The organism is Nocardioides pinisoli, assembly GCF_024199985.1.
In the GTDB taxonomy this organism is placed as follows: Bacteria; Actinomycetota; Actinomycetes; order Propionibacteriales; family Nocardioidaceae; genus Nocardioides; species Nocardioides pinisoli.
In genome coordinates, this window is sequence record NZ_JANARS010000006.1 from 16,591 (window position 1) to 28,693 (window position 12,103).

8 protein-coding genes are annotated in these 12,103 nt (G+C 71.5%); 3 read left to right on the forward strand and 5 right to left on the reverse strand.

Features of this window, described 5'->3' with window-relative positions; all coding sequences use genetic code 11:
• Window positions 1-19: 19 nt before the first annotated feature.
• A complete protein-coding gene (locus NCI01_RS14065; RefSeq protein ID WP_254182126.1) occupies window positions 20-4,651 on the reverse strand; it encodes a 3-keto-alpha-glucoside-1,2-lyase-like domain-containing protein in 4,632 nt (1,543 codons plus the stop codon).
• Window positions 4,652-4,906: 255 nt separating this feature from the next.
• Here NCI01_RS14065 and NCI01_RS14070 point away from each other — a divergent pair, with 255 nt between their 5' ends.
• Window positions 4,907-7,108 (forward strand): MMPL family transporter, encoded by a 2,202-nt coding sequence (locus NCI01_RS14070; RefSeq protein ID WP_254182127.1) that lies wholly within the window; start codon window positions 4,907-4,909, stop codon window positions 7,106-7,108.
• On the opposite strand, the gene NCI01_RS14075 is transcribed toward NCI01_RS14070, so the two are convergent.
• On the reverse strand, window positions 7,060-7,299 hold the full coding sequence (locus NCI01_RS14075; protein WP_254182128.1) for a hypothetical protein: 240 nt from the start codon (window positions 7,297-7,299) through the stop codon (window positions 7,060-7,062). The genes NCI01_RS14070 and NCI01_RS14075 overlap by 49 nt on opposite strands.
• 45 nt (window positions 7,300-7,344) lie before the next feature.
• Entirely contained in the window at window positions 7,345-8,244 is a 900-nt protein-coding gene (gene mca / locus NCI01_RS14080) for a mycothiol conjugate amidase Mca (RefSeq protein WP_254182129.1), read from the reverse strand.
• 38 nt (window positions 8,245-8,282) lie between these two features.
• Here mca and NCI01_RS14085 point away from each other — a divergent pair, with 38 nt between their 5' ends.
• Both NCI01_RS14085 and greA read left to right on the forward strand, forming a co-directional pair.
• The gene (locus NCI01_RS14085; RefSeq protein ID WP_254182130.1) at window positions 8,283-8,672 is read left to right on the forward strand and encodes a DUF4307 domain-containing protein; all 390 of its coding nucleotides are present in this window, start codon (window positions 8,283-8,285) and stop codon (window positions 8,670-8,672) included.
• Between the two features lie 175 nt (window positions 8,673-8,847).
• On the forward strand, window positions 8,848-9,339 hold the full coding sequence (greA, locus tag NCI01_RS14090; protein WP_254182131.1) for a transcription elongation factor GreA: 492 nt from the start codon (window positions 8,848-8,850) through the stop codon (window positions 9,337-9,339).
• 176 nt (window positions 9,340-9,515) lie between these two features.
• Here the strand turns inward: greA and ilvA are convergent, their stop codons facing one another.
• Both ilvA and NCI01_RS14100 read right to left on the reverse strand, forming a co-directional pair.
• A complete protein-coding gene (ilvA, locus tag NCI01_RS14095; RefSeq protein WP_254182132.1) occupies window positions 9,516-10,724 on the reverse strand; it encodes a threonine ammonia-lyase in 1,209 nt (402 codons plus the stop codon).
• Window positions 10,721-12,094 carry an AI-2E family transporter gene (locus tag NCI01_RS14100; protein WP_254182133.1) on the reverse strand — a complete coding sequence of 458 codons (1,374 nt, stop codon included), beginning with the start codon at window positions 12,092-12,094 and terminating at the stop codon, window positions 10,721-10,723. Before NCI01_RS14100 ends, ilvA begins: the two co-directional genes overlap by 4 nt.
• Window positions 12,095-12,103 lie beyond the last annotated feature (9 nt).

The following is a 12,103-nucleotide window of genomic DNA, read 5'->3' on the forward strand; positions in this document are numbered from 1 at the left end:
CCCGACCACCCGGGACCGGTCACGGCTTCGACGCTGGGGTGACCACTCTGACCTGTGCCGTCCCGCTGCCGGGCTGCACCTCGTCGTCACCAGCGTAGGTGGCGACCAGCTCGACGGTCCTCGGTCTGCCGAGCGGACCGATCGTGATCCGTGCCTGACCGTCCACCAGCTCCACAGCAGGCAGCTTCTTCCCGTCGACCGAGAGCACCACCTCGCCGGTCGGGGGCTCCTCTGCTGACGAGCTGACCTCGATCAGCACCTGGGCCTTCTTGCCGGTCCTCACCTCGTCCGGCGCCTGGATCGTCACCGTGGAGGCGACGGGTCCGGAGTCGACAACCTTCAGCTGCGCGCTCCCCTGGCCCGGGTCGGTGGCCACGTCGCCGGCGTAGTCAGCCACCAGCTCCACGGTCTTCGGGCCCCCGAACGGGCCGACCTCGAAGGTCGCCTTCCCGTCCTCGAGCTCCACCGCCGGCAGCTCGGTGCCGTCGACCGACAGCACCACCTCACCGGTCGGCGCCGCCTCGGCGGCCGAGTCGACCTCGACCACGACCTCGGCCTTCTTGCCCGTCTCGACCTCCTCGGGGGCGGTGACGGTCACCTCGGCCGGGACGTTCTCCGGGTCGGCGAGGTCCATGACCTGCACGTCGCGGTAGAACACGCTCTCACCGCCGCCGTGGTTCTGCAGGCCGATGTACGACGGCCAGGTCAGGCGCTTGGTCTCCGTCTCCGGGCTGGTGAAGTCGTTCACCAGCTCGTCGTTGAGGTAGATCCGGATCCGCTTGCCCTCCACCTTGATCTCGTAGTGGTTCCACTCCCCGACCGGGTTGAGCGCCGCGTCGCGAGCCGGCAGGTCGGCGGACTGGAAGTTGTAGACCGCGCCGGTGGTGCTGTCGGGGTCGTCGGTGGCGTCGATCTGGATTTCGTAGCCACGGTCCACGGCCACCCACGGGTCACCCGCCGGGTTGGCCGGGTCACCGTCGTACCGGGGCGTGGTCTCCGGGTTCGGGAACCCGACGAAGACGCCGCCGTTGTCGTCCTTGACGAGCTTCCAGTCCAGCTGCAGCGAGTAGTCGCCCTCGAGCGGCTCCGAGTGCCACAGCAGGCCCAGGCCGCCGTTGGTCTTCAGCGTGCAGTCGGCCTCGCGGGTGAACACGCCGGGACCGGCCATGTTCCACTCCTCCAGGCTCTCCGCCGTGCCGTCGAACAGCGTCCGGTAGCCGGGGTCGGCAGCGGTCGCCTCGCACGTGTCGGGCTCGATGACCGGGTCGCCGCTGACGCGGAACCAGTCGAACGCGCCGACCTGGCTGCCGGTGCCGTTGTAGGCGGCGACACCGATCTTGGGAGCGACCAGCCCCGTGGCGGGGTAGCCCGCGCCCATGGACTGCCACGTGGTGCCCTGGTCGGTCGACCACCGGCCCTGGATGGCGGAGCCGGTCGAGACCAGCTGCAGCTGGAGCTCGTCCGGAGCGGCGCCCTCGGGAAGGTCGGCGTTGGTGTAGACCATGTCGCCGTTGATGCGGCGACCCAGCTCGAGCACCCAGTCGCCGTCGGGCTTCTCCATCGCGACGAGCTTGGCGTAGTTGGTCGCGCTGGTCCAGGCGACCAGACCACCCTGGAGGTAGTCGTCCGTGCCCGTCATCGTGAGCTGCGTGGTGGCGGCCCAGGGACCCTCGGCGGGCGAGTCCTGCAGGACCATGTTCTTCGCGTCGACCGCGCCCCCGGAGAGGTCACCGGCCTGGGCGTTGATGCGCAGCTGGCCACCGGACACCGCGACGCCGCTCGCCGTCTTGTTGAGGATCGTGCTCCAGCGGCAGGTGTCGAGCGTGGAACCCTCAAACTCGTCGTCGGCACCCGGCGTCTCGCCCGGCGCACACGCCGAGCGGGCACCGAGGGCCAGGTAGTCGAGGTTGACGTTGCCGTTGTCACCGGCGTCGCGGGCGATCCTGACGACGTTGGCACCGGCCTCGAGCTCGATCTGGTCCTCGTAGGTCAGCCAGGTCTTCCACGACTCACCCGGCGGCAGGAGCAGCTTCTTGACGAAGACGTCGTTGACGTAGAGCGACATCTGCTTCGTCTGGTTGGGCTGCGGGTTGGGGCCGTTGGCGTAGCCGAGCTTGATCGCGTGGAAGCCGGCCGCCGTCGTGGTCAGGTCGAAGGTCACCGCGGTTCCGTCGTTCTCGAAGCCACCGACGTAGCCGGTGCCGCTGTAGCCCGCGTGCTCGGTCTGGACCCGGTTGCCCTGGCCCGTGATGGTGCCGTCCTCGGCCTCGACACGACCTCCGGTCGGGTCGATCAGCTTCACGTGGTCGAGGTTGACGTGGCCGTCGTCGCCCTGCTCGTAGACGATCTCGACCCTGGTGGCGCCGGCAGGAAGCGTCACCGGGACCGTGACGGTGCCCCAGGTCTTCCAGTCCGCGAACGGCGGCAGTGCGACCTCCTGGCGCTCCTCGCCGATGTAGAGGCTCATCTTCTTGGTCTGGTTGGGCTGCGGGTTGGGGCCGTTGGCGTAGCGGATCTGCAGCTCGTACGCCCCGGCCTTCGGCGCGACCACCTCGACCGCGCTGCCCGAGCCGACGGTCTGGATGCCGTCGACGAAGCCCGAGCCGGTGTATCCGGCGTGCTCGGTGTCGATGCCCGCCGTGCCGGACAGCTCGCCGTCCTCGAGCTCGTAGATGCCGTCCGGAGCCGGCTCCGGCTCCTCGGCGACGTAGCCCGGGTAGCTGTTGAGGGTGTACCACGCCTCGGTGCTCCAGAGCGTCTCGCCGGAGGCGGACTCGAACGGGCGCGGCGAGCGGACGTGGACGACCCGGTCGGGCTTCATGCCGTCGATCTGCAGGGTGACCGTACGGCCGTCCTCGCTGGCCGTCGCGCCGGTGACCTGGAGCGACTCCTCGTCCAGCTTGGGGCCGCCGTACTGCGCGGTGGCGCGGTAGCGCCACTGCTCGACCTGGTACTTGGACGCCAGGTCCTCCAGCGTCGCGGCGGAGAGGGGCTCGGTGTAGGTGACCTCGAAGCCGCCCTCGACGACGTCCATCGACGCCATGTCGAAGGGCACGTCACCGCTCAGGTCGAGCTTCTGCAGGCCGTAGCGCAGCTTGCCGGTCTGTCCCCAGTTGCCGCCGGCGCCGAGGCCACCGACGACGATCGAGCCGTCGGGGCCCTTGAGCACGCGGCTGATGCCGGCCTCGAGGCCCTGGGTCATCCGGAAGAGAGCGCCCTGGTAGCGGCCGTCGACCTTCTCGAGGTCGGCGCGCTGCAGACCGCCGTAGGTCACGTCACCGATGAACATCTGGCCCTGGTAGGGGCCGGCGTCGACCATGACGGGCGTGCTCGGCGAGTTGGCGATCTCGTTCTGCGGCATCCACAGGACGGGCTTGGTCACCGGCTGGTCGTCGAAGCGACCGGGCGAGCCGTCGGGCTCGGTCGTGAAGTGGTTGTAGAACTCTCCGGGCTTGACCTCGATGAGCTTGTTGGCAGGCAGCCAGCCGCCCTGGTTGTCGGTCACGAAGATCTCGCCCTCGGGACCCCAGCCCATGCCGTGCGGGGTGCGCAGGCCGCCGGCGACGTAGTCGATCGCGCCGGTCTCCTTGTCGATGGTGATGTGCGTGCCACGGTCGTAGGAGCCCTGCGGCACGGTGGTGGCACCACCGAGGTTGATCGACACGGACAGGTTCACGTGGAACTTGCCGTCCTTGTAGAGCATGCCGAAGCCGAACTCGTGGAAGTTCCCGTCGAACGGGTACTTCGCGATCTCCTGCTGGCCCTGGAACACGCCCTGGGCGTCCTCCTCGGTCAGCTTGATGAGCCCGGTCTTCTCCGAGATGTAGATCTCGCCGTCGACGACCTTGATGCCCTGCGGCTCCTTCAGGCCGCTGGCGATCCTGGTGCGGGTGACGTCGGCGGGCGACGTCGCGTCCTGCACGCCGCTGAGGCGGTGGAGCTCGCCGAGCTCGACGTTTCCCTGGTCGTTGCCGTTGCCGCCCCAGGTGAGGACGAGGAGGTCCTCGCCGTCCCACTCCAGGCCGGTCACCTGCGGCTCGAAGCCGTCGGGGCGCAGGTCGACGAGGTCGTAGGCCGGGTTGACGGAGTCGAGCTGGAGCCCGTCTCCCGCGGAGTCCTGCTGTCCCTCGCACTGCTTGAAGCCCGGGGCGGTGACGCGGGTGACGTCGGCCTCGGTGCTCAGCGCGCTGGCGGGGACCAGGGAGAACGTGGTGGCGCCCGGCGGCATCCACTCGAGGGTCAGCCGCTCGCCGCCACCGGCCTCGAAGTAGTCGACGCGCAGTGCGTGCACGGCGCCGGCGGTCAGCGTGACGCTGCCCTCCATGGCCGTGTCTCCGTGCAGCCCGTCGTGGTCGACGACCACCTGGTCGTCGATCGTCAGCCGTGAGCCGTCGTCGCTGGTGAGGCGGAAGCGGTAGGTGCCGCCCGTCTCGACGCTGAGGTTGGCCAGCGCCTCCACGACGAAGTTGTCCTGCAGGCCGCCGAAGTCGGAGGGCGAGCGCCAGTCGACGACCTGCTTGAGCTGGTCGACGTTGGGCGTCTGCCCGGCCTTGAGGGTGCACAGCTCCGAGATCGGCTGGCCCAGCTGGAAGGCGCGCATGGTGATGCCCGGCTCGTCGCCGGCAGGGATCGCGGACGCGCTGGGCGTCACCGCGGCGAGGCTGGCCGCCACAGCGGTGGCCAGGGCCGCCGTGGTCCAACGGGACCGGCGGCGAGACCGTGCGCCGACGGCGCGCGATCGGGTGTGGACGGGGAACGACGACACTCGGAACCTCCTGGGACCCCGACGGCACGACACACGTCGGGACGGTTGTGACGTCGCTCACCCTAGGACGCATCCGACGCTTTGTGAACAACTTTTGACTGGCAATCGCCAAAAGGGTGGACCACCGTTACAGTCACGCTCGTGCTCGACGACCTCGGACGACTGCTCCACCGGTGGCGACGGGGGGTCCTCGGGGCGTGGGCGGTCCTCGTCGTCCTCGGCGGGGTCCTCGGCGGGTCGGTCTTCGACGTGGCCGAGGCCCCCGACCCCCTCCGCGACGACGCCGAGTCGGCCCAGGTGGCCCAGCTGCTCGAGGCCAGTGACCCCGAGGGCGAGCTGGTGGTCGCGGTGCTCTCGGGCGCCGACATCTACGGCGTCGACCTCATCGACCAGGCCACGCGGGTGCTGCACGACGTGCGCGACCTGCCCGACGTCGTGGAGGTGCGCGACCCGTGGACCACCGGCGCGCAGGACCTCGTCCGGCCCGACCGCCTCGGCACGATTGTCACCGTCGAGATCGACCACACCGTCGATCGCGACCGCGCGCTGGCCGCTGCCGCGAAGGTGGAGGAGACGCTGCAGACGGTCGGGATGCCGGAGGTGCTGGTGGGCGGGCCCCTGCTCGCCGAGGAGGCGTTCGGGGAGCAGGCGGTGCAGGACGCCGCGCGCGGCGAGGGGGTTGCGGTCCTCGTGCTGGTCGTCGTCCTCGCCCTCGCCCTGGGCGGGCTCGTCGTCGGGCTGCTGCCCGTCGTCACGGCGCTCGGCTCGGTCAGCGTGGCCCTGCTGGCACTGGCCGGTCTGGCGCGCCTGACCCCGGTGAGCGACTACGCCGTCAACGTCGTCACGCTCCTCGGCCTCGGCCTGGCCGTCGACTACGCCTTGCTGGTCCTGGGCCGCTTCCGGGAGGAGCGGGCGGCGGCATCACGCGACGCCGACGTGGGCGCCGTGCTGGGACGCACCCTGGCCACCGCCGGACGTACGGTCCTCGTCTCGGGCCTCACGGTCGCGACCGCGCTGGCGGGGCTGCTCGTGCTCCGCGACCCGGTGCTCTCGCCCATGGCTGTCGGCGGCCTCGTCGCGGTCGCGGGCGCGACGCTGACCGGGCTCACCCTCGCGCCGGCCCTCGTCGCGGTCTCGCACGCCCGGATCCCCGCCCCGGCGGCCCGACGGGTCCTGGGCGGCACCCCCAGCGCACACGCGCTGCTGCCGCGTCTGGCACGGCTCGCCCAGCGCCGCCCGTGGCCGGTCCTGCTCGGGTGCACGGCCCTGCTGCTCCTGCTCAGCACTCCGCTCCTGGCGCTCGACCTGCGCAACTCCGACGCCCGCACCCTGCCCCGCGACAGCGAGCCGCGCCTGACCCAGGCGGCCATCGAGGCCGGCTTCCCCGACCAGGACGAGACCCCGATCACCGTGCTGGTCGAGGCGGAGTTCACCTCCCAGGAGACCGCCGACGCGATGGCCGGCCTCGCGGGCATCCCGGGCGTGGTCGACGTGCTGCTGTTCGACCCGGTGCCCGGCGAGGTCAGCCAGCTGCTGGTCGAGCCGGAGCCCGACGCCGCCGGCGACTACGACGGTCCGAAGGTCCAGGACCTCGTACGCCGCATGCGCGCCGCCGACCTCGGCGTGGACGTGCTGGTGGGCGGTCCCACCGCGGAGCTGGTCGACACCCGCGACGCCCTCGCCGACCGGGCGCCGTGGGCGATCCTGGTCGTCGCGCTGCTCACCGCCCTGCTCCTGGGCCGCCTGACCCGCTCCGTCGTCGTACCGCTCAAGGCGGTCGCCCTCAACCTGCTCTCCCTCGGGGCGACGCTCGGCGTCGTCGTCGCGGTCTTCCAGTGGGGCTGGGGGTCGTCGGTGCTGCGCTTCGACTCGTGGGGCGCGCTCGACGTCACCACTCCCCTGCTGCTGTTCATGTTCGCGTTCGGCCTGTCGATGGACTACCACGTCTTCCTCGTCGCCCGGATCCGCGAGGCCTACGACGAGGCCCTGGCGCGGCCGCGACGCAAGCGCGACGGCCCGGCCGACCTGCGGGCGCTGAGCGACGAGGCCGTCCTCACGGGCATCACCGCCTCGGGGCCGGTCGTGACGCTCGCCGCCGTCGCGATCGGGATCGTGTTCCTGGGGTTCGCGCTGGGCAAGCTCGTCGCGGTGAAGGAGATCGGCGTCGGCATGACCGTGGCCGTGCTGCTGGACGTCACCGTCGTGCGCGGGCTGCTCCTGCCGGCGTCGATGACGCTGCTGGGAGGGTGGAACTGGTGGCTGCCCGGGCGGGGGCGGCAGGACCGAGGAGCGGCTCAGCGCTCGTCGGTGGGAGCGGAGGAGTCCGCCTCCTCGGTGCGCTGAACCGGCTCGTCGCCGTAGACGCCGGCGTCCTTGGCCGCCTGGGCCTTGCGCAGCTGCTTGACCAGGCTGAACGCGATCACGACGACCGCCAGGATCATGAAGATCCACACCGCGAAGCCCAGCGGCCCGGCCTTGACCTCGGTGGGCTCGGGGGTCTGGTCTTCGAGGAGGACGATCAGCAGGTCGAGCATGCCTCCATCATCCCACTGACCTGTTCAGGAGCAGGCGTCGGCCCGTCAGGGAGCGGGCGTCGGGATGCCGGCGAAGAGGTCGTCCTCGGGGCGTGCGCTCTCCACGTGGGAGTGGACCAGCTCGTAGTCCTCGGTGGGCCAGACCTTCTGCTGGATCTCGCGCGGGATCGCGAACCACATGCCGTCGGGGTCGATCTGCGTGGCGTGGGCGAGCAGCGCCTGGTCGCGGACACCGAAGTAGTCGCCGCACGGCACCCGCGTGGTGATCCGGTCGTCCCACTCCGGCTCGCGCTCCCACTTCTCGAGGCGCTCGGTGTAGGGCGACTCGAGGTCGTGGGCGAGCATCGCCTCGTGGAGGGCGTTGGTCTTCGCCCAGCTCCAGCCGTGGTGGTAGTAGAGCTTCATCGGCTGCCACGGCTCCCCCGCGTCGGGGAACAGCTCGGGGTCCCCGGCCGCGTGGTAGGCGGCGACGGAGACCTCGTGGCAGCGGATGTGGTCGGGGTGCGGATAGCCGCCGCGCTCGTCGTACGTCGTCAGCACGTGGGGGCGGAACGAGCGGATCAGCCGGACCAGGCGCTCGGTCGCCTCCTCGAGCGGCACCAGCGCGAAGCAGCCCTCCGGGAGCGGCGGCAGCGGGTCGCCCTCGGGCCAGCCCGAGTCGACGAAGCCGAGCCAGTCCTGGCGGATGCCGAGGATGTCGCGCGCGCGGTGCATCTCCTCGCGGCGGATCTCGGTGATGTTCTCCCAGACCTCCGGGCGGTCCATCTTGGCGTTGAGCACCGACCCGCGCTCTCCGCCGGTGCACGTGACGACGTGGACGTCGACGCCCTCGGCGACGTACTTCGCGGTCGACGCCGCCCCCTTGCTCGACTCGTCGTCGGGGTGGGCGTGGACGTGCATGAGTCGGAGTCCGGCGCGGGGCCGGTCGGCGGGAGGCTGGGCCATGGCCCGCAGTCTAGGAGCCCCCGCTTAGGCTTCTGTGCGTGACCACCGACCTCGCAGACCGCTACGGGGCACCCGCGCGGTGGCGACGTCCCGCAGTCGTCGGGCTGGCGGTCGTCCTGGCCGTCGTCGGGCTCACCTGGCTCGGCTGGACGGCGTGGTTCCACGGCAGCCCCGACGTCCGCTCCGAGGTCGTCACCTTCGAGGTGACCGGCGATCACCAGGTCGAGGCGCGCGTCGACGTCCGGCTCGCCGACGGCGTCGAGGCCAGCTGCCGCGTACGCGCGCTCGCCGAGGACAAGACGGCGGTCGGCGAGCTCGCCTTCACCCCCGTCGACGGCGTCAACCAGGTGGTCATCCGCACCGAGCGCCGCGCGACCTCCGTGGAGAAGCTGGGGTGCACCGCACCCGACCAGCCGCGCCCCCGCTGAGCCGTCGGCCTGCACTTTTGCCGCAGGCTTGCTAACCTGATCGTTCTGCCCGTCCGGGTGCGCTGGCCGACGTCCGTCGCCGCGCCGACTCCGATCGGACGGAAGACACCACCGACCCGATGCGGGCGCGCTGAGGCACACCTGCATCCAGTACCACGTGAGCAGGAGCATCGACATGACCGACCAGGGCACCATCTGGCTGACCCAGGAGGCCTACGACAAGCTGAAGGCCGAGCTCGACGACCTCAAGGGTCCCAAGCGCCAGGAGATCATCGAGCGCATCTCGGCCGCCCGCGACGAGGGCGACCTGAAGGAGAACGGCGGCTACCACGCCGCCAAGGACGAGCAGGGCAAGCAGGAGGCCCGCATCCGTCAGCTCGAGGACATGCTGCGCAAGGCGGAGGTCGGCGAGACGCCGCCCAACGACGGCGTGGTCGAGCCCGGCATGGTCGTCACCGTCGACTTCGGCGACGGCGACACCGAGAAGTTCCTCCTCGGCGCCCGCGAGAACCTCTCCGAGGGCGACGACCTCGACGTCTACTCCCCCCAGTCCGCGATGGGGGCCGCGATCAACGGGCAGTCCCGCGGCGACAAGGTCTCCTACACCGCGCCCAACGGCAAGGAGCTGACCGTCACGATCGTCGACGCGGAGCCCTACAAGGCCTGAGCGTCACCGCCGCACGCGCTTCTCCTGAGCGGTGCGTGAGGGGCATCCCGGAGCCCGGGAATCCTCCTCGCGCACCGCTCAGCCGCATCTCCGGGCGCGTCGTCCCCCGAGCGGTGTCGCACGCGGCTTCGACGCCGGCCGTGTGCCCCTCATCCACCGCTCGTTGAGCACGCCGCTCAGGTGTTGACCCGGTAGCCCCGCTCGCGGAGGCGCTCCATCAGGTGCTCGGCGTGCGCCTCGCCGCGGGTCTCGAGCTGGATGCGCACCTCGACCTCGTTGAGGGTGAGCGACGGGGAGATCCGTTCGTGCGCCACCTCGAGCACGTTGGCCCCCTCCGCACCGACCTCGCCGAGGAGCGAGGCCAGGCCTCCGGGGAGGTCGGGGATGCACACGCGCAGGTAGAGGTAGCGCCCGGCCGCGGCGAGGCCGTGGCGGATGACCTTGCTCAGCAGGAGCGGGTCGATGTTGCCGCCGGAGAGCACCGCGACGGCCGGCGTCTCGAAGCCGGTCGGGTTGTCGAGCATCGCCGCGACGGCGGCCGCGCCGGCGGGTTCGACGACCTGCTTGGCCCGCTCGATCAGGGCGAGCAGCGCCCGCGAGAGCGACTCCTCGGAGACGGTCACGATCTCGTCGACGTGGTCGCGCACCGCCGCGAAGGTGATGTCACCGGGGCGGCCCACCGCGATGCCGTCGGCCATCGTGCTCATCGACTCCAGCGGGACCGGCCGGCCGGCCGCGAGCGACCCGGGATAGGCGGCGGCACCCTCGGCCTGCACGCCGACGACGCGTACGTCCGGGCGCAGCGCCTTGACCGCGATCGCCACCCCGGCCAGCAGCCCTCCCCCGCCGGTCGGCACCAGCACGGTGCGTACGTCGGGTGCCTGCTCGAGGACCTCGAGCCCGAGCGTGCCCTGCCCGGCGACGATGTCGACGTGGTCGAAGGGGTGGATGAGCACGGCGCCGGTCTCCTCGGCGAACTGCCGGGCGGCGGCCAGCGAGTCCTCGAGGTAGCGGCCGTGGAAGACGACGTCCGCGCCGTAGCCGCGGGTCGCCTTCTCCTTGGGGATGGGCGCCCCCTCGGGCATGAAGACCGTCGACTTGATGCCGAGGGTGGTGGCCGCGAGCGCGACGCCCTGGGCGTGGTTGCCGGCGGACGCCGCGACGACGCCCTTGGCCCGCTCCTCGGCGGAGAGGCGCGCGATCCGGACGTAGGCGCCGCGGGACTTGAACGAGCCGGTGCGCTGGAGGTTCTCGCACTTCAGCGAGACCGGCCCACCGACCAGCGCGGAGAGCCAGCGCGACTCCTCCATCGGCGTGGTCACCGTGACGCCCTCGAGCATCTCGCGCGCGGCGACGATGTCGGCCAGGGAGCATTCCTCGGTCATGACCGGTCCTTCTCGTCAGGGTCGTCGGGGGCGTCGGGGCCCGCGAGCGGGCTGTCGTCGTGGACCTCGTCGCGCTCGTGGGGAGGTGGCGCGATGTCCTCCTCGAGCGCGTCGTCCGGGTCGTCCTCGCCGACGTCGGTGTAGGACGCCAGGTGCTGGGCGACCGCGTTGCCCGCCGCGGCCAGGGGGACGGCGATGAGCGCACCCGCGATGCCGGCCACGAGCACTCCGCAGCCGATGGCGACGATCACGCCGAGCGGGTGCAGCGACACGAAGCGGCCCATCAGGAACGGCTGCAGCACGTGGCCCTCGATCTGCTGGACCAGGATGACGCCGCCCAGCATGAGGAGCGCCGTCCAGGGCCCCTGGTCCACGAGCGCGACGAGGATGGCGACCAGACCGGCGACGGTGGCGCCGATCATCGGCACGAACGCGCCGAGGAAGACCAGGACGCCGATGGCGACCACGAAGGGCACGCCGAGGAACCAGGCGACGAGCATGATGCCGATCGCGTCGGCGAGGGCGACCAGGACGGTGGCCCGCACGAACTGCGTCAGCGACACCCACGCCACGCGGCCGGAGGCGTCGACGCGCTCGCGCGCGGCACGGGGGGCGATGCGCACCAGCCACGACCAGATCCGTTCGCCGTCGGCGAGGAAGAAGTAGGTGGAGAACAGCACGATGAAGAAGCCCGCGACCACGTGGCCGACGGCCGTGCCGACCTCGGTCGCGCGGGTGAGGATCCCGTCGGCACCGGTGCTGCCGGAGACTGCGGACTGCACCTGCTCGATGTAGCTGTCGAGCTGGGACTCCGACACGTGGAAGGGCCCCGTTCGCAGCCACTCGCGGACCTGGTCCAGGCCGGTGACCACCGAGTCGGCGAGGTCGTTGGCACCCTGGGCGACCTGCTGGCCGACGAAGGTGAGCAGCAGCGCCACCGTGCCGATGCCGAGCAGCATGACGACACCGGTCGCGAGACCGCGCGGAACCCCGATCCGCCGCAGCCAGATGACCATCGGCGTGGCCAGCGCGGCGACGAGCAGCGAGATCGCGATCGGCAGCGCGATCACCGCGAAGAAGCGCAGCGTCCACAGCAGGCCGAGCGCCGCGACCGCGATGACGATCAGCCGCCACGACCAGGCGGCGGCGAGGTCGAGCCCCCACGGCACCTGGGCCCGGCTGAAGTTGGAGGGACCGGTCGTGAAGGCGGGTTCGGACCGGCGCTCGGCGCGCCCCTGGGCCCACTGCGCGACGATGCGCTCGGTGAGACCGTCCTCCTCCCGGGCGAGGGCGGCGAAGAGTCGCCGCCGCCCCCTCTCCAACTCGGTGTCACCCGGCGCGTCGGGTGACGGTCTGCCCTGGTCGCTCACGTCCGCCAC